Genomic DNA, 18,938 nt, shown 5'->3' with positions numbered 1-18,938 from the left:
GGAGATATAATGAGCAACGTAAAGCATTCAAGCCTTCTTATTCTGGGTTCTGGCCCTGCGGGCTACACTGCTGCGGTATATGCAGCGCGCGCTAACCTGAAGCCTGTAATGGTGACAGGCCTGCAACAGGGCGGTCAGCTAACGACCACGACTGAAGTTGAAAACTGGCCGGGCGATGCAGAAGGTCTGACAGGGCCTGCGCTGATGGAACGCATGAAAGAGCATGCGGAGAAGTTTGACACCGAAATCATTTTCGATCACATCAATGAAACTGATCTGACTCAGCGTCCATTCCGCCTGAAAGGTGACAACGCAGAATACACCTGTGACGCACTGATTATTGCTACCGGCGCATCTGCCCAATACCTGGGTATGGAATCAGAAGAAAACTTCAAAGGCCGCGGCGTATCAGCGTGTGCAACCTGTGACGGCTTCTTCTACCGCAACCAGAAAGTTGCCGTTATTGGCGGTGGTAACACGGCTGTTGAGGAAGCGCTGTACCTGTCAAACATTGCGTCTGAAGTTCACCTGATCCACCGTCGCGACAGCTTCCGTGCGGAGAAAATCCTGGTTAACCGCCTGATGGATAAAGTCGAAAACGGTAACATCGTGCTTCACACTGACCGTGTACTGGACGAAGTGCTGGGCGATGACATGGGCGTTACCGGTGTCCGCATCAAAGACACCCAGTCTGATGCAACTGAAGAACTGGAAGTCATGGGTCTGTTCGTGGCAATCGGCCACAAGCCGAACACCAGCATCTTTGAAGGCCAGCTTGAAATGCACAACGGTTACATCAAGGTGCAATCTGGCCTTGAAGGCAATGCTACCCAAACCAGCGTTGAAGGTGTATTTGCTGCTGGCGACGTTATGGATCACATCTACCGTCAGGCGATTACTTCTGCAGGCACTGGCTGTATGGCAGCGCTTGACGCAGAGCGCTATCTGGATGCGTTGGTTAAAAACGACTAATCCAAGCTATCAGGCCCGCTTTTCGCGGGCCTATGATTTTGCCATTTCAGCCTTCCAACCCTCGCGAATTTACATAAGAAAGACGCACACCGTCTCCCTGTCGCAACGGGTAATAAAAAAGACCAACGAAGTATTATGGACAAAAAGAAACAGCGCTCGCTTGCCCAATGGCTCAAGGGACAAAGTAAGCTCGGTAAATCATGGCTCATGGCCGCCATTGGTCTGGCTTTTGTCTCCGGATTATTTCTTATCGCCCAGGCCGCTCTATTGGCCCACATTCTCCACGCACTGATTATCGAAAAAGCGGATAAATCCGAACTTTGGCTCTCTTTTGTCGCGCTTGCCATTGTCGTCTGCGTCCGCGCTGCCTGCAGCTGGGGCAAAGAGCAAGCCGGTTACCGCGCCGGGGAAGCCGTCCGCCGCCATATTCGACACCTGATTCTGGATAAACTCGAACTACTTGGCCCTGCAACCATTCAAGGTAAGCCTGCCGGCACTTGGGCGAGCCTGGTGCTTGAACAGGTTGAAGAGATGCAGGACTTCTTTGCCCGCTATCTGCCGCAGATGGCTATTGCCGTGCTGATACCTTTCATCATCCTGATTGCTGTGTTTCCAATGAACTGGGCGGCTGGGCTGATTTTCCTCGTGACCGCGCCACTGGTGCCATTCTTTATGGCTTTGGTAGGCATGGGAGCTGCAGATGCCAACCGCCGCAACTTTAAAGCGTTACAGCGCCTCTCTGGACATTTCTACGATCGCCTGCGCGGTCTGTCGACCATCCGTCTGTTTGATCAGGCTGAAACAGAGAGCCAGTACCTGCGTGTTGCGTCTGATGATTTTCGCAAACGCACCATGGAAGTGCTGCGTCTTGCCTTTCTTTCGTCCGCGGTGTTGGAATTTTTTACCGCCCTCTCCATTGCCGTCACAGCCGTCTATTTCGGTTTCAGCTACATCGGTGAACTGAACTTCGGTCATTACGGCCTGAGTATCACCCTGTTTATCGGTATTTTCGTTCTGGTTCTGGCACCGGAGTTTTACCAGCCACTTCGCGATCTGGGTACCTTCTACCACGCCAAGGCACAGGCAATCGGTGCGGCGGAATCTATCGTTAATTTCCTTGATGCCAAGCCAGAACACCAAACCTCAGGTTCAGCAACTATTCCTTCTGATGTCGTCAATATCCAGGCATCCGAACTGGAAGTGTTGAGCCCTGATGGCACTGTCCTAGCGGGTCCATTGAGCTTTACGATTTCAGCCGGTCAAAAAGTGGCCATTGTTGGCCAAAGTGGTGCCGGTAAAACCAGCCTTATCAACGCGATTCTCGGTTTTCTGCCCTACCGTGGCAGCCTTAAAATCAATGGTGTTGAGCTGCGCGATGCTGAGCTGTTCAGCTGGCGCAAGCAGGTAAGTTGGGTTGGACAAAACCCGCAACTCTTCCATGGTACCCTGCGTGAAAACATCTGCTTGGCTGCGCCAATGGCAACCGAACAGCAAGTCACGTCTGCAATCCAAACCGCTTATGCTGATGAGTTTATCGGACGCTTGGAAAAAGGATTGGATCACCCTGTTGGCGACCGCGCAACCGGCCTTTCTGTCGGTCAGGCACAGCGTATCGCTGTCGCACGGGCACTGTTGCAAAACGGCCATTTCTGGCTACTTGATGAGCCGACAGCGAGTCTGGATGCATCCAGCGAGCGTTTGGTGATGGAAAGCCTTGACCATGCTACCCGTGACACGACCACCCTCCTCGTCAGCCACCGCATTGACCAGCTTGGTGGCTGTGACCACATTCTGGTGATGCAAAAAGGTCAACTGGTGCAACAGGGCACCTTTGAAGCACTGAAACAAGAAGGGGTCTTCGCAGAGATGATCCAAGCAGTAGACAGGAGCGATCTCGATGCGTGATTTGATCCCCTTCCTCAAACTATACAAAAAGCACTGGTTCGGCCTGACACTGGGCATGCTGTTGTCCTTTGGCACGCTCGCTTCCGCTATTGGCCTTCTGACACTGTCTGGTTGGTTTATTGCCGCATCTGCGGTAGCTGGCCTACTGGCAACAGCAAACTTTAACTACATGCTGCCAGCAGCCGGTGTCCGCGGTTTTTCTATTGCACGCACCGCCGGTCGCTGGGGTGAGCGCGTCGTCAGCCACAACGCGACATTCAAGCTTCTGGCCGATTTGCGTATTTTCTTTTTTGACAAGCTGACCCCGCTTATCCCGGGCAAAGCTGCTAACTTACGCGACGCTGACATCCTCAACCGCCTGGTTGCCGATGTCGATGCCATGGACCACGTTTACCTGCGCCTTGTCAGCCCGCTGATTGTCGGCGTATTGGGCATTCTTGGGATCAGTGGATTCCTGTATTGGTTTGAACCGTCACTTGGCATTACCCTAGGTGCTATCCTGCTGTCATTGATGCTGGTATTGCCGGTTGTGTTCTATCACTTGGGGAAACCTCACGGGGCAGAAATCACTCAGGCAAAATCAGATCTACGTATCGCGCTGCTGGATTGGCTGCAAGGCCATGCAGAGCTGCAAATTTTTGGTGCGGCAGACCGTTACCGCCAACATGCTGTCCATGCAGAGAAACGCCTGCTGAACGCCCAACGCCAGATGGCTGGGATCACCGGCCTTGCCAATGGTGTGTTACTGGCTGCCAACGGTTTGACGTTGGTGCTGATGCTTTGGCTGGCGGCAGATGGTATTGGTGGCGAATTACCAAACCCGTATGTTGCCATGGTTGCGTTTGCCACGATGGCAAGCTTTGAGCTGATGATGCCTGTCGCGGGTGCATTCCAGTACCTGAGCCAAACGGTAACCTCTGCCAAACGCCTGAATGAAATCATTGAGGCGGAGCCAGAAACACCCTTCGACCCGACTGGCTACAACAACACTGCGAAAGGCAATATCCAGTTCGACAATGTGAGCTTTACTTATGCCGGTGCAGAAAAAGCGGCGGTTAATTCAGTTTCACTGACCATTAACGCCGGTGAAAAGGTGGCATTGCTCGGGCGTACCGGTTGCGGTAAGTCTACCCTGCTCCAACTGCTGACCCGTTCCTGGGATCCTTCACAGGGTACGGTTAGCATTGACAGCACACCGTTGAACCAATGGCGTGAGTCGGCACTTCGCAGCTCAATTGCAGTTGTCAGCCAACGTGTCGATGTGTTTAACGGCTCGCTTCGCCACAATCTGGCAATGGCAAAAGCCGGAGCCAGTGACGAAGAGCTGACCACTGCGCTGGAACAAGTTGGCCTGCAGGCACTGCTGGAAGGCCCAGGGTTGGATGTTTGGCTGGGAGACGGCGGTCGACAGCTTTCCGGTGGCGAGCGCCGCCGTCTGGGGATTGCACGCGCCCTGCTGCGCGACGCACCAATCCTGTTGCTGGATGAGCCAACTGAAGGATTGGATGTGCAGACAGAACAGCAAATCCTGACGCTCTTGCTGGATCACGCAAAAGACAAAACGGTGCTTTTCATTACTCACCGCCTTGTGGGACTGGCTCAAATGGATTCAGTCTGCCTGATGGACGAAGGGCGCATCATTGAACATGGTACGCACAACACACTGAAAAATGCCGGTGGTCGCTACGCACAACTGCTACAGCGAATACAATAAGGTCGTTATACTGAAGGGAGCATCTGCTCCCTTTTTACTGAAATGAATAAAAGGCGCTATGACGATTTACCTTCCTCCCCTGGATGAAACAAAGCCGGAGTTTTTTCCCCCGGTTTACACCGCAATGGCAGACCCAGATGGTCTACTGGCTATTGGTGGTGATCTCTCCCCTGAGCGGCTAAAGGCTGCGTACTCACAAGGCATTTTCCCCTGGTTTGGCATTGACGAGCCGTTGCTATGGTGGTCGCCATCAGAGCGGGCAGTGATTGATCCGACCCAGTTCACCCCCAGCCGCAGTCTGAAAAAATTTGTCCGCAAGCAAGGTTACCGTGTCTCAATCAACCAAGCTTTTGAAGCTGTAATTGAACACTGTGCGCTTATCCGTGGTGAAAATCAGGTCTGGATTACTGAGGAAATGCGCGCCGCGTATACCCGACTCCACAAGCTTGGGTCTGCGCACAGCATTGAAGTCTGGCAGGGTGATGCCTTGATTGGCGGTCTATATGGGGTGGGAGTTGGCGCGCTGTTTTGCGGTGAATCCATGTTCTCCCTGAAGACCAATGCCTCCAAGACCGCGCTTTGGTATTTTTGCGAGCATTTCTCGCTCCACGGTGGAAAGCTTATCGACTGTCAGATGATGACAGAGCACCTCGCATCACTGGGCGCCAGGCCACTGGCCAGAGACGCTTTTATTTCCAGGCTGCAGACTCTTAAACAACAGGTCACCAGCCCAGCCTTGTTCCGTTCACAGTGGATTGAGCTCAACCATGACTAGCCGTCCGATCAAATTTGGCATCATGGCGCCATCAAATTGCAGTTACCTACCCGGCCAGCAAGAGTCGGTTGCTGTATTGCTTGAACCGGATATGCACTCTGAGGAAGGATATAACCTACTGATACAAAGTGGCTTCCGTCGTAGTGGCAACAATATTTACCGTCCACATTGCCTGGCCTGCACTGCTTGTCAGTCCCTGAGGATCAACGTCGCCGAATTTGCGCCTTCTAAAAGTCAGAAACGTCATATCAGCCAACTCAAGCGCCTTCATACTGTCATCAGCGATCAATTGGATGACAACTGGTTTGCCCTGTATGAGCATTATATTTCTGTCCGGCACCGTAATGGCTCTATGTACCCGGCCAACAAAAACGACTTTCTGAGCTTTGTACAGAGCCGCTGGCAACGCTCTCTCTATCTGCATCTCTACGAAAATGGCCAACTTATCGCCATCGCCGTCACGGATGTACTGGACAATGGTTTAAGCGCGATATACAGCTTTTTCGACCCAGAACACCCTTGGTCTCTCGGGTCATTATGTGTGCTGGCGCAAATCCGGTTGGCACAAGATTACCAGTTGCCCTGGCTCTATCTTGGTTTCCAGATTGATGAGTGTTCCGCGATGAACTACAAACGAAAGTTTAACCCCCATCAAAGGTATGTTGCCGGTGAGTGGTGTAACGGAGACTAAGCGGTATCTTGTTACACAAATTCAAGAACCCCAACACGCGCGAGCTCCCGATTCCGGCATTCATTCGTTGCGAAATTTAGTGTAAAGCTTAACCAATAGCCGATTTTTGCTGGTCAGTAGGGAGGCAAAGCGGTAAAATTCCGCCCCTAAACTTTACAGACTCAACCAATCAAGGCATTATCTGCCGGTCAAAAATTGGCTGATCGGTAGCCCAAGAGGATTAAATGGCAAAAGAAGACGTAATTGAAATGCAAGGTACCGTTCTGGATACCCTGCCAAACACTATGTTCCGCGTAGAACTAGAGAACGGCCACGTAGTTACTGCACACATCTCTGGTAAGATGCGCAAAAACTACATCCGTATCCTGACCGGTGACAAAGTTACCGTTGAGATGACGCCTTACGACCTGTCTAAAGGTCGCATCATCTTCCGCGCGCGCTAATCCTCACGTCTCGCGAACACAAAAAAACCCGGCTAATGCCGGGTTTTGTCGTACTATAAAAGGCTTATGCCGGTTCCATTTCATCACTGAAACTGAAAGTCAGGTTGTCGTTTTTCACGCCCACTTTCACCGTACCGCCATTCACCAAACAACCAAACAGCAGTTCGTTAGCCAGATTCTTTTTAACGTGTTCCTGCATAACACGCGCCATCGGACGGGCACCCATTGCTTTGTCGTAGCCCTTCTCTGACAGCCAGACTTTTGCTTTGTCTGTAACTTCGAGTGACACACCGCGAGCGTCAAGCTGTGCCTGCAGTTCGACAATAAACTTGTCCACGACCTGTAGGATGATGCTCTTATCGAGATGGTTGAACCAAATGATGTTGTCGAGACGGTTGCGAAACTCTGGTGAGAACACCTTCTTGATTTCCGACATCGCATCGTGGCTGTGATCCTGCTGGATCAGACCAATCGACTTGCGAACCGTTTCCGTCACACCTGCGTTGGTTGTCATCACGAGAATCACATTGCGGAAGTCCGCTTTGCGGCCGTTGTTGTCCGTCAGGGTACCGTTATCCATCACCTGCAGCAGCAAGTTAAAGACATCCGGATGCGCCTTTTCAATTTCATCCAGCAACACAACGCTGTGCGGGTGTTTGATGACCGCATCGGTCAACAGTCCGCCTTGGTCGTACCCCACATAGCCCGGAGGTGCACCAATCAGACGGCTCACCGTGTGACGCTCCATGTACTCAGACATGTCAAAGCGCTGAAGCTCGATACCCATCGCACGCGCCAATTGCACCGTCACTTCGGTTTTACCTACGCCAGTTGGGCCTGCAAACAGGAATGAACCAACTGGTTTATTCTCCGCCCCAAGACCTGCACGGCTCAACTTAATTGCTTCGCACAGTGCACTGATGGCGTCGTCCTGTCCGAATACCAGCATTTTGAGTTTCTGCTCAAGTGACTGGAGAATATCCCGATCAGTGGAAGAGACCGATTTTTCCGGAATACGCGCCATTTTGGCAATCATTGCCTCAATGTCTGGCACTCCGACAGTTTTCTTACGTTTGTTGGCTGGCGCAAGACGACAGCGCGCACCCGCTTCGTCAATCACGTCAATTGCCTTATCAGGCAGATGACGTTCATTGATGTATTTCGCCGACAACTCCACCGCTGCACGGATGGCTTTATTGGTGTAACGCACCTCGTGGTGTGCTTCGTATTTAGGTTTGAGCCCCATCAGGATCTTGGTGGTGTCATCCAGCGACGGCTCAAGGATATCGATTTTCTGGAAACGACGTGCCAGCGCGCGTTCTTTTTCAAAGATGCTGCTGTACTCCTGGTAGGTCGTTGAACCGATACAACGCAGTTTACCGCTTGAGAGCAGTGGCTTAATCAGGTTAGCCGCATCGACTTGACCACCAGACGCTGCACCTGCGCCTATGATGGTGTGGATCTCATCAATAAACAGCACTGCGTGCTCTTCTTTCTCGAGCTGTTTAAGAATCGTTTTGAAGCGTTTTTCAAAATCACCACGATATTTAGTGCCCGCCAGCAGTGAACCGATGTCCAGCGAGTAAATCACGCAGTCCTTGATGATATCCGGCACCTGACCTTCTTCAATGCACCAAGCCAGACCTTCTGCGATTGCCGTTTTACCGACGCCAGCTTCACCCACCAGCAGTGGGTTGTTTTTCCGGCGGCGACATAGCACCTGAATAGTACGTTCTAGCTCTTTGTCGCGGCCGATAAGTGGGTCAATACCACCAACACGCGCCAGTTGGTTCAGGTTGGTTGCGAAGTTCTCAAGACGTTCTTCACCGCCTTCAACCGCTGCCTCATCAGAGGACAAATCCGCCCCCGGCAGGTCTTCATCACTGCTAGCTGATTTGGTGGTGCCATGTGAGATGTAATTAACAACATCCAATCGGCTAATGTCATTTTTCTTCAGCAGGTAAGCTGCATGGGATTCCTGCTCGCTGAAAATAGCGACCAGTACGTTGGCCCCGCTCACTTCACTGCGACCCGATGACTGAACATGGAAAACAGCACGTTGAAGTACGCGTTGGAAGCTCAGTGTAGGTTGTGTTTCACGGTTGTCGTCATCGACAGGGATGAGCGGTGTGGTTTGTTCAATAAATGCTTCTAGCTCTTTTCGAAGAGCATCAAGGTCGGCGCGACAGGCGAGCAAAGCTTCGCGGGCTGCCACATTCTCCAGAAGCGCCAATAGCAGGTGCTCGACCGTCATAAATTCATGACGTTTTTCACGTGCTCTCGCAAAAGCCCCGTTGAGGCTAGCTTCAAGTTCTTTATTTAGCATAAGGCACCTCCCTCAAATACCACATTACGGTGTGCCGGAGAAAACGGTGTTTCTCCTTACCTAAGCTTTTTCCATCGTACACAACAAAGGGTGTTGATGTTCTTTCGCATAGGTCATCACCTGCGCAACTTTCATTTCGGCTACTTCCGCGGTGTATACGCCACAGATAGCTCGTCCTTCATAATGCACTGTCAGCATCAGCTGTGTCGCCCGCTCCAAATCCATGGAAAAGAACCGCTGTAATACCTCTACCACAAATTCCATTGGGGTGTAATCATCATTGTTTAACACCACTTTATACAAGGAAGGCGGCTTTACTTTTGTCTCTTCCGCTTCTTTAACGTCAGAATCCGGAACAATCCACTCGTACATTTTACTCATAACTACTTACAATCTTTAAGGTAGCTCATCTGTTCTTTACAAAACAAACATTTATGCGTCAGATTTGCAGATTGAGACTGCCAACACAAGAATGTCTACCTCTATTTAAAACGTAATGCACAGATTGTATTCCAGCAACCGCTGCAATGCTATCTTGTAGCCATCCACTTTCATAAAGTACTACCAAAAGTAGAAATTCAATTCACTAAAATTTTGAATAGGCTTTTCTGACATCTTCCGTCCATCCACCTCATCTTAAATTGTAGTGATTTTTGTACACGCAAAGAGGCATTTACATCAACTCAAAAATGAAACAACAGTCTCGAATTCTGCAAAGTTATTTCCCGCAACAAATATATAAACGCCATTCATCAGCGAGAGGAATATCTAACTCAAGCCGTATTAATGAGTTAGCACACTATTGATAAACTTTCTAAACACAGTATTGAATTCATGCAATTAACGACAATCCGAATGCTCTTCTACTTTGGAACAGCATTGTCGACAACTTATACAGTTATAAATTAGTAAGCATTATCAAGATCTTATTGGCTGAAAAAAGGTTTCATTTATGAAACTTAATTAACAAAAATGATACCCACATCATCCTTCTGCCAGAACGTTGGCTATTTTTATTAAAATGTTGTTATATGAAGCCTCGCACGCTTGACTGTCTAAATCTTTCTACTAGAGTGTGAATTGTAGTAAAAACATACAGCTTCAATTACGACTGAGTAAGAAGATAGCGCTCGTAGGTTTTACTCATAGTTATGCAATTTGAATGCAAGAGGGATGTTTCGCATGGCAACTGGTACAGTTAAATGGTTTAACAATGCTAAAGGGTTCGGATTTATCTGCCCTGACGAAGGTGAAGGCGATATATTCGCGCATTATTCAACAATTCAAATGGACGGTTATCGCACGCTCAAAGCTGGCCAGACCGTGAACTACGAAGTGCAGGAAGGTCCAAAGGGTTACCACGCCAGCCAAATTGTTCCAGTAGAAAACGAAGCCCCTAAATAAAAAGCGTTGCTATTAAATTTTTTGCTGCCGAAAGGTCGAGTTGAGAAAGAGTGAACTAAGGTTCGCTCTTTTTGTTTGTTGTTTTCCTACAAATTCTCCCTACCCTTCTTTACATTCGTTTCTTCCTATAATCCCAGAAGACGACAAAATGCCTCCTCACGTCCTTCCTTTATAGCTGATGAGTCAAGCATGGCACTTTACAGTTACACCCAAACAACCTGAAGATGCAGGATTCAGCGAGATCGACTGGCGTTGTGATCGCGGCGTTTCTTTGTCGGTGTGGTCACCTCCAAAAAAAAAGGAACAATAACGAGTACGGCGTCAGTCAACCCGCCCGAACGGAGGACATCAATGCGAGCATCTTCAAGTCGTTTGGGTACAGTCCCCGCTTTGATTTGGAGTAGTCCCAAGAGTGGAACTCATAAAATCCGTTTCGCCTGCCTACATTGAATTTACATCGCTTTGGCGTCTCATACGCAGACGTATGACGATGATTGTAGGAGGAACAATGAAGACAACTCTTTACGCATCAGGAATTATCCTTACCCAACTTTTTTCGTCCTTTTCCTATGCCAGTACTATCGACTATCGCAGTGAAAAATGGCTCGACGACAACCTCTCCAAAAAAATCTCACATTTTTCCCTGACCGGTGAACCAGCAAAACACCGTACTTTGCCTTCCATTCACTCTCCGAAAGCCCAGCTTGGAAAGTTGCTGTTTTTCAGCAAAATCCAGAGCGGAAACTTTGATACCGCTTGCGTGAGCTGCCATCACCCAACACTCGGCGGGGCCGACGCACTGTCAATCTCAATTGGCGTCGATGCAACCAACCCTGACATGTTAGGCCCCGGAAGAGAACATCGCCCAACAGCAGTGAATTACGATGGTGGCCCAACAATGCCGAGAAATGTGCCGACCTCTTTCAACCTGGGGTTTTGGGACACCCATATTTTTCATGACGGTCGGATTGAGGCTATGTTGCCAGTTCCTTACCAAAATGGCTCCGTTGGCCCGATCAGCACGCCTGATTCAGGAATTGGTGTGCCTGACCCCTCTGCGGGAGCCAACCTTTCCCATGCTCAGGCAGGCTTCCCGATCACACCGAAAGAAGAGATGCGCGGCTTTTCATTTGCTCAGAATAAGTCGAACCAGGAAATCAGGGATCTGATTGCAGCGAGACTTCGGGGCGAACTTGAGCCACTTCAGATAAACAACTGGCCGACCCTTTTCCGTCAAGCCTATAACAAACCCAATGCTCCCCTGAATGAAGTGATAAACAACCACTCCATCCGGGAAGTTTTGGGTGAGTACATGCGCTCCCAGGCTTTTGTCGAAAACCGCTGGTACAACTATATCAAAGGAGATAAATCAGCACTCAGCCTTGCAGAGAAAAGAGGAGCGCTGAAGTTTTTCTCCAAACGTCCAGATGGCGGATTCAACTGCCAGTCCTGCCACCGGGGTGACTTGATGACTGACGAGGGGTTCCACAATATCGCGGTACCTCAAATTGGTCGGGGCAAAGGGGACGGTGATTCAGGCACCAATGATTTTGGCCGATACCGAGAAACGTTTGTCTATCGTGATGCGTTTGCATTCAGGACACCGTCACTCATCAATGTAGAGATGACCTCACCCTATGGGCATGACGGTGCATTCAACACCCTAGAAGGAATCATTCGTCACCATATGGATCCATTCTATTCAGTTGCACTCTATTCCTATGATGGTCCCCAAGCCAACATCCAAATGGGAGACTGGCACTCCAATACCCGAGAAGCACTTTGGGCAATGTTTTTGCAGCAAACGATGGGGTTAAGCAAACTCAGATCGCCCTATTTCTACACTGAAACTGACATCAATGATTTGGTCGCTTTTATGCGTTCGCTGACCGACCCCTGTACGAAGAGCCGGGAGTGTCTGGCGCCTTGGTTGGTCGATGATGATCAAGACCCTGACGGCTTGCGCGTCTATGCCGTCGATGAAAATTTCAATCCTATGTAGAAACAAAAAACCCGGCCAGAGCCGGGTTTTTCTTCATCAGAACCAAATTACATTTGGTCAATCATGTCTTGCGCGAACTCAGAACACTTACGCAGTGTTGCACCGTCCATCAGACGCTCAAAGTCATAGGTCACAGTCTTATTGCTGATCGCTTTTTCCATTGAGCTGATGATGAGATCAGCCGCTTCAGTCCAACCCATGTGGCGCAGCATCATTTCAGCAGACAGGATCAGAGAACCAGGGTTCACCTTGTCCTGACCCGCATACTTAGGCGCTGTACCGTGGGTCGCTTCGAACAGTGCAACACCATCACCGATGTTTGCACCCGGTGCAATACCGATACCACCAACCTGTGCAGCCAGTGCATCAGAGATGTAGTCACCGTTCAGGTTCATGGTTGCAATCACATCGTACTCTGCAGGGCGCAGCAGGATTTGTTGCAGGAACGCATCTGCGATAACGTCTTTGATGATGATTTCTTTACCCGTATTAGGGTTCTTCAGAGACATCCATGGGCCGCCATCCAGAAGCTCAGCACCAAACTCCTCTTTGGCCACTTCGTAGCCCCAGTCTTTGAATGCACCTTCGGTAAACTTCATGATGTTACCTTTGTGCACCAGCGTCATCGACGCGCGGTCGTTGTCGATGGTGTACTGAATCGCGGCGCGAACCAGGCGCTTGGTGCCTTCTTCAGATACAGGCTTGATACCGATACCACACTGCTCTGGGAAACGGATTTTGGTCGCACCCATTTCTTCGCGCAGGAATTTAATCACTTTGTCTGCTTCAGCAGTGCCAGCTTTGAACTCAACACCCGCATAGATATCTTCCGAGTTTTCACGGTAGATAACCATGTCAGTCAATTCTGGTTGTTTCAGTGGGCTTGGTACGCCTTCAAAATAACGTACTGGGCGCGCACAGATGTAGAGATCCAGCTCCTGGCGCAGGGCTACGTTCAAAGAACGGATACCACCGCCAACAGGCGTTGTCAGAGGACCTTTAATAGAAACTTTGTATTCACGAATAAAATCCAGTGTTTCAGCCGGCAGCCACTGGTCTTCACCATAGACTTGGGTTGACTTCTCACCGGTGTAGATTTCCATCCAGGAGATCTTACGGTCACCGCCGTAAGCTTTCGCTACCGCCGCATCAACGACTTTGATCATTGCAGGACTAACGTCAACACCAATGCCATCACCTTCGATGTAAGGGATCACAGGGTTGTTAGGAACGACCAGCTTGCCGCTTTCGTCAATTGCAATTTTCTCACCAGCTGGTACGACTACTTTACTTTCCATTTAATTCTCCTAGCGTCCATTTGTTATTTTGCGCTTACCAAACAGAACAATTTGCTGTCGCACTACGACGTGTCTAACAACTCCTTGTAGCACGTCAGATTATTGTTCTGCTTGGTAGATACTTGAACGGTCTGAATTTGATTTATTTCAGATAGCTTTAGTATTACATGCGGGCAAAAGAATACTGTAAATCCCGCAACACGCCAATCACATTATTCCATGTATAATACCGAGGTCTCATTTGTTACCAGACCCGATTGACACGACTTCATGACGTTTAAAACCACCCCTAAAAAAGGCGCTAACTCGCCGACTTCAAAACAAAATTTTCGACGCGCTTCACGCCGACGCAGCGATAAACCTGCACGTCCAAAAGGCCCGACGAAAGTGATCATTTTCAACAAGCCGTTTAACACGCTGACCCAGTTTACCGGTGAGCCCGGCGACTCTACCCTTGCGGATTTTATCCCGGTTAAGGATGTTTATCCGGCAGGTCGTCTGGATAAAGATAGTGAAGGATTGTTGGTTTTGACCAATGATGGCATTTTGCAGGCACGATTAACCCAGCCATCTTCCAAGTCCGCCAAGACCTATTGGGTACAAATAGAGGGTATTCCAAGTGATGAAGCTTTGCAGGCTCTGCGCGATGGCGTGGAACTGAATGATGGCTGGACTCTGCCCGCCGGGATTGAAGTGATGGACGCTCCCGACATCTGGGATCGTAACCCGCCTATCCGCCACCGTCCTTCGGTACCAACCACCTGGTTGGCTATTACGCTGACAGAAGGTCGAAACCGTCAGGTGCGCCGAATGACAGCCGCTGTAGGCCACCCGACACTACGTTTGGTGCGCTACCAGATGGCAAACTGGACAGTAGACGGCCTCAAACCCGGCGAATGGTGCGAAGTGCCTCCACCGCCACGTGGTTAATACAGTTAAATTGTGACTCATATCCCATCTGTAACCGCGTAAAGGTTTCTGTTAAACTCTGCCCCCGATTTAATTGGAGCTAGAAATTTCGTCATGTCAGATAACAGCAGCAAAAAAGTTATTGTCGGTATGTCCGGCGGCGTCGACTCCTCAGTGTCCGCTTACCTACTGAAGCAACAGGGCTATCAGGTAGAAGGCCTGTTTATGAAAAACTGGGAAGAAGATGATAACGACGAGTACTGCTCGGCAGCGGAAGATCTGGCCGATGCACAGGCCGTTTGTGACAAGCTGGGCATTCCCCTGCACACCATTAACTTCGCAGCAGAATACTGGGACAACGTGTTCGAGCACTTCCTGACCGAGTACAAGGCAGGCCGTACACCAAACCCAGATATCCTGTGCAACAAAGAAATTAAATTCAAAGCGTTTCTCGAGTTTGCTGACGAAGTACTGGAAGCAGACTACATCGCAATGGGTCACTATGTGCGCCGCACCTTCCCAACCATGGAAGGCGAAAAGGCACAAATGCTGCGCGGCCTCGACAGCAACAAAGACCAGAGCTACTTCCTGTACACCCTGAGCCACGAACAGGTTGCACGCAGCCTGTTTCCGGTTGGCGATCTGGAAAAGCCGGAAGTACGCCGTATCGCTGAAGAGCAAGGCTTGGTGACAGCGAAGAAAAAAGACTCCACCGGCATTTGTTTTATCGGCGAGCGCAAGTTCACCGATTTTCTGTCGAAGTACCTGCCAGCACAGCCAGGCATCATTGAAACCGTTGACGGAGAGCACATCGGCGAACATCAGGGTTTGATGTACCACACACTGGGTCAGCGTAAAGGCTTGCACATTGGTGGTCAAAAAGGCGGCAACGGCCTCGAGGCGCCTTGGTATGTGGTCGATAAAGACGTTGAGCGTAACGTGCTGATTGTTGCACAAGGCCATGATCACCCGCGCCTTTTCTCTAAAGGTCTGGTTGCGGGACAACTGCATTGGGTAGATCGCGAAACGATTACCGAACCATTGAAGTGCACCGTAAAAACGCGATACCGCCAACAAGACATATCATGTACCATCGAGCCCATTGATGGTGACCAGATCAAAGTGAGCTTTGATGAACCGCAATCTGCGGTGACTCCTGGTCAGTCAGCGGTATTTTATAGCGGTGAAGTTTGCCTGGGTGGCGGCATCATCGAACAGCGCATTTAAGGAGCATTCATCTGTGGCTAATACTTTGTTTGATCGTACCATCGCGTTCGCAGGTATCTGTCAATCCGTCAAACTGGTTCAGGAAGTTGCACGCAAAGGAAGTTGTGATTACGACGCACTCAGCGCCAGCTTGAACAGTATTATCCAAACCAATCCGGGCTCCACCCTCGAGGTTTTCGGCAATGAAGAAAACCTCACCCTGGGGCTCAATACGCTTATCAATGAATTGGATAACAGCCCGGGTGGCAGTGAGCTCACCCGTTATCTGATCAACCTTCTGGCACTGGAGCGCAAACTGTCCGGTCGCCGCGACAGCCTTGCACAGCTTGGCGATCGCATCGAGACCGTCCAGCGCCAGATCCAACACTTTGACCTGCTCGATGATCAAATGATCAGCAACCTTGCCAGTATCTATCTGGATACCATCAGCCCACTCGGCCCGCGTATTCAAGTAACCGGTAACCCAGCCCAGCTTCAGCAAACCGGCGTACAACACAAAGTACGCGCCCTGCTGTTAGCGGGTATCCGCGGTGCCGTGCTCTGGCGTCAAGTAGGCGGTAAACGCCGACACCTCATTTTTGGTCGTAAACAAATGATTGAGCAGGCCAAAATCATCTTAGCCCGAAATTCGTAATATTAAATTCAGGAGAGAGCCCATGGAACTGTCAGCATTGACAGCTGTTTCACCGGTTGATGGCCGCTACGGGACGAAAACGATTGCGTTACGTTCAATCTTCAGTGAGTTTGGCCTGCTGAAGTACCGTACTATCGTAGAAATCCGTTGGCTGCAGAAACTGGCTGCAACAGATGCCATCAAGGAAGTACCGGCATTCAGCGCAGAAGCAAACGCACTGCTCGACCAAATCGCTGCCGAGTTCAGCGAAGCAGATGCAATGCGCATCAAAGAGATTGAGCGCACTACCAACCACGACGTGAAAGCGGTTGAGTATTTCCTGAAAGAGAAAGTAGCAGACAATGCCGAACTGAACGCGGTTAACGAGTTCATTCACTTTGCCTGTACCTCTGAAGACATCAACAACACCTCTCATGCCCTGATGCTGAAAGAAGCACGTGAGACAGTGATCCTGCCAGAAATCCGCAACGTGATTGATGCAATTAAAGCACTGGCAGCGGAATACCGCGAAGTACCGCTTCTGTCCCGTACCCACGGCCAGCCAGCTTCCCCATCCACCATGGGTAAAGAAATGGCAAACGTGGCGTACCGCATGGAGCGTCAGTACAAGCAAATCGAAAACGTGGAAATCCTGGCCAAGATCAACGGCGCAGTAGGTAACTACAACGCCCACCTGTCTGCGTACCCGGAAGTTAACTGGCACCAGTTCAGCGAAGCGTTCATCACTGAATCTCTGGGCGTGACCTGGAACCCGTACACCACGCAAATCGAACCACATGACTACATTGCAGAGCTGTTCGATGCGATTGCACGTTTTAACACCATCCTGATCGATTTCGACCGCGATGTTTGGGGCTACATCGCGCTGGGTCACTTTAAGCAAAAAACCATTGCCGGCGAAATCGGTTCTTCAACCATGCCGCACAAAGTGAACCCAATCGACTTCGAAAACTCAGAAGGTAACCTGGGTCTGGCGAACGCGATCTTCGGTCATCTGGCTCAGAAGCTGCCAATCTCTCGCTGGCAGCGCGACCTGACCGACTCAACCGTTCTGCGTAACCTGGGTGTGGGCGTAGGCTATGCGATCATCGCATACACCTCTACCCTGAAAGGCATCAGCAAGCTGGAAGTGAACCAGGCAGCGCTTGAAGCGGAACTGGACAAAAACTGGGAAGTACTGGCTGAACCAGTTCAAACCGTGATGCGTCGCTACGGTATTGAGAAGCCATACGAGAAGCTGAAAGAGCTAACCCGTGGTAAACGTGTTGATGGCGAAGGCATGCGTGCATTCATCGACGGTCTGGAACTGCCAGAGCACGAGAAAGCGCGTCTGAAAGAAATGACGCCAGCAAACTACATTGGTGACGCTGTTAAGCTGACTGACCAGCTGTAATCCCAAACAGCCTAAAAAGCCCGAATGCACCAGTATTCGGGCTTTTTTAATGCACCTCGTTTATACTCTCCCCCAATTTCAAGTAAACGCATTACCCCTATGTATCAGTTAAATTTCGACCTGAACGACTTTCTGACCCGCTTCTGGCATAAAGAACCCGTCGTTATCAAAAACGGCTTTGTTGATTTCGAAGACCCAATCACCCCTGACGAAGTGGCAGGTCTGGCGATGGAAGAAGAAATCGATTCCCGCTTTGTCACCAACCTTGATGGTAACTGGCAGGCGCAGCATGGCCCGTTTGAAAGCTTTGATGACTTCCCAGATACCCATTCGCAACTGATTATCCAAGCGGCTAACCACTGGCACCCAGGGCCTCGCGCACTGGCTGAACCGTTCCGTGGTCTGCCTAACTGGCTGTTTGATGATGTAATGATCTGCCTTTCAATGCCGGAAGGTGGTGTAGGCCCGCACATCGACCAATACGATGTGTTTATCTGTCAAGGAATGGGTAAGCGCCGCTGGCGTGTAGGCCCACTGGGCGAATACAAAGATGCCAACCACCACACAGGTCTTCGTCAGATTGAAGGTTTCGAGCCTATGATCGACGAAATCCTGGAGCCGGGTGACATCCTCTACATCCCGCCGGGTTACCCGCATGAAGGCAACACTATCGATGTGTCCCTGAGCTACTCTGTGGGCTACCGTTCACCGAAGAAACAAGAACTGCTGAACGGTTACGCTGACTACATCATTGCGAATGACAAAGGTGACGTGCATTACCACAACCCTGAGCTTCAAACCCGCGATGAACACGGCATGATCCCAAAAGCGGAATACAATGCGCTGAATGATATGCTGATGAAGCTTATCAATGATGAAGAAGCGAAAGCACGCTGGATGGGTGAACAGTTGAGTTCATCCCGCCACGAGCTTGATATCATGCCGGCAGATCCCCCATGGCAATCAGACGAGCTGCAGCAATTCCTGGCTGACGGTTTGTTCCTTGAGAAAGTATCAGGGCTTAAGGCGCTGTACCACGAGAACAACCCGGGCGTCGTTTTCATCAATGGTGAAACCATCGAACTACCAGAGGGCTGCGAAACATTCGGCAAAGTGCTGTGTGACTTCGAAGACTTCTCTGTCGATGAGCTGGGTCCACTGGCTAACAACCCTGCTGTTCTGGCACTGCTGCTGGATCTTTGCAACCAAGGTTTGTGGTATCCACAGGCTTAATCGCCCGCAGTG

16 protein-coding genes are annotated in these 18,938 nt (G+C 50.3%); 13 read left to right on the top strand and 3 right to left on the bottom strand.

Going from position 1 to position 18,938, the window contains the following annotated elements:
- Positions 1-9 precede the first annotated feature (9 nt).
- The 6 genes from trxB (at position 10) to infA (ending at position 6,500) form a co-directional block, all read left to right on the top strand.
- A complete protein-coding gene (trxB, locus tag KU854_RS06865; protein ID WP_218357679.1) occupies positions 10-972 on the top strand; it encodes a thioredoxin-disulfide reductase in 963 nt (320 codons plus the stop codon).
- 135 nt (positions 973-1,107) lie between these two features.
- Positions 1,108-2,877, top strand: a complete 1,770-nt coding sequence (gene cydD / locus KU854_RS06860; protein ID WP_218357678.1) for a heme ABC transporter permease/ATP-binding protein CydD — start codon at positions 1,108-1,110, stop codon at positions 2,875-2,877.
- Positions 2,870-4,591, top strand: coding sequence for a heme ABC transporter ATP-binding protein/permease CydC (gene cydC, locus KU854_RS06855; RefSeq protein ID WP_218357677.1), 1,722 nt, complete (start codon positions 2,870-2,872; stop codon positions 4,589-4,591). Before cydD ends, cydC begins: the two co-directional genes overlap by 8 nt.
- Before the next feature lie 58 nt (positions 4,592-4,649).
- Positions 4,650-5,366, top strand: coding sequence for a leucyl/phenylalanyl-tRNA--protein transferase (gene aat / locus KU854_RS06850; protein ID WP_218357676.1), 717 nt, complete (start codon positions 4,650-4,652; stop codon positions 5,364-5,366).
- Positions 5,359-6,057, top strand: a complete 699-nt coding sequence (locus KU854_RS06845; RefSeq protein ID WP_218357675.1) for an arginyltransferase — start codon at positions 5,359-5,361, stop codon at positions 6,055-6,057. Before aat ends, KU854_RS06845 begins: the two co-directional genes overlap by 8 nt.
- A 224-nt stretch (positions 6,058-6,281) precedes the next feature.
- Complete coding sequence (gene infA / locus KU854_RS06840; RefSeq protein WP_002539157.1) at positions 6,282-6,500, top strand: translation initiation factor IF-1; 219 nt, start codon at positions 6,282-6,284, stop codon at positions 6,498-6,500.
- Positions 6,501-6,564: 64 nt separating this feature from the next.
- Here the strand turns inward: infA and clpA are convergent, their stop codons facing one another.
- Both clpA and clpS read right to left on the bottom strand, forming a co-directional pair.
- Positions 6,565-8,826, bottom strand: coding sequence for an ATP-dependent Clp protease ATP-binding subunit ClpA (clpA, locus tag KU854_RS06835; protein WP_218357674.1), 2,262 nt, complete (start codon positions 8,824-8,826; stop codon positions 6,565-6,567).
- A 60-nt stretch (positions 8,827-8,886) separates the two neighbouring features.
- On the bottom strand, positions 8,887-9,207 hold the full coding sequence (clpS, locus tag KU854_RS06830) for an ATP-dependent Clp protease adapter ClpS (RefSeq protein ID WP_054779856.1): 321 nt from the start codon (positions 9,205-9,207) through the stop codon (positions 8,887-8,889).
- Positions 9,208-10,008: 801 nt separating this feature from the next.
- Here clpS and cspD point away from each other — a divergent pair.
- Together cspD and KU854_RS06820 are read left to right on the top strand one after the other, a co-directional pair.
- The gene (gene cspD / locus KU854_RS06825; RefSeq protein ID WP_054779873.1) at positions 10,009-10,230 is read left to right on the top strand and encodes a cold shock domain-containing protein CspD; all 222 of its coding nucleotides are present in this window, start codon (positions 10,009-10,011) and stop codon (positions 10,228-10,230) included.
- Between the two features lie 508 nt (positions 10,231-10,738).
- Entirely contained in the window at positions 10,739-12,232 is a 1,494-nt protein-coding gene (locus KU854_RS06820) for a cytochrome-c peroxidase (RefSeq protein WP_218357673.1), read from the top strand.
- Between the two features lie 47 nt (positions 12,233-12,279).
- Here KU854_RS06820 and icd read toward each other — a convergent pair whose 3' ends face one another.
- Positions 12,280-13,530, bottom strand: a complete 1,251-nt coding sequence (gene icd / locus KU854_RS06815; protein ID WP_218357672.1) for an NADP-dependent isocitrate dehydrogenase — start codon at positions 13,528-13,530, stop codon at positions 12,280-12,282.
- A 270-nt stretch (positions 13,531-13,800) separates the two neighbouring features.
- On the opposite strand from icd, the gene KU854_RS06810 reads away from it, so the two are divergent.
- The 5 genes from KU854_RS06810 to KU854_RS06790 all read left to right on the top strand — a co-directional run bounded on the left by KU854_RS06810 (position 13,801) and on the right by KU854_RS06790 (position 18,926).
- The gene (locus tag KU854_RS06810; protein WP_218357671.1) at positions 13,801-14,460 is read left to right on the top strand and encodes a pseudouridine synthase; all 660 of its coding nucleotides are present in this window, start codon (positions 13,801-13,803) and stop codon (positions 14,458-14,460) included.
- Between the two features lie 93 nt (positions 14,461-14,553).
- Complete coding sequence (gene mnmA / locus KU854_RS06805; protein WP_218357670.1) at positions 14,554-15,666, top strand: tRNA 2-thiouridine(34) synthase MnmA; 1,113 nt, start codon at positions 14,554-14,556, stop codon at positions 15,664-15,666.
- Positions 15,667-15,679: 13 nt separating this feature from the next.
- Positions 15,680-16,300: a high frequency lysogenization protein HflD gene (gene hflD / locus KU854_RS06800; RefSeq protein ID WP_218357669.1), complete on the top strand. Its 621-nt coding sequence runs from the start codon at positions 15,680-15,682 to the stop codon at positions 16,298-16,300.
- A gap of 22 nt (positions 16,301-16,322) precedes the next feature.
- Complete coding sequence (purB, locus tag KU854_RS06795) at positions 16,323-17,693, top strand: adenylosuccinate lyase (protein ID WP_218357668.1); 1,371 nt, start codon at positions 16,323-16,325, stop codon at positions 17,691-17,693.
- 99 nt (positions 17,694-17,792) lie between these two features.
- Positions 17,793-18,926 (top strand): ribosomal protein uL16 3-hydroxylase, encoded by a 1,134-nt coding sequence (locus tag KU854_RS06790; protein ID WP_218357667.1) that lies wholly within the window; start codon positions 17,793-17,795, stop codon positions 18,924-18,926.
- Positions 18,927-18,938 lie beyond the last annotated feature (12 nt).

Source organism: Enterovibrio paralichthyis, assembly GCF_019209835.1.
Lineage (GTDB): Bacteria > Pseudomonadota > Gammaproteobacteria > Enterobacterales > Vibrionaceae > Enterovibrio > Enterovibrio paralichthyis.
Note: the sequence above shows the minus strand (reverse complement) of the source record. Positions and strands in the feature narration are given on the sequence as shown.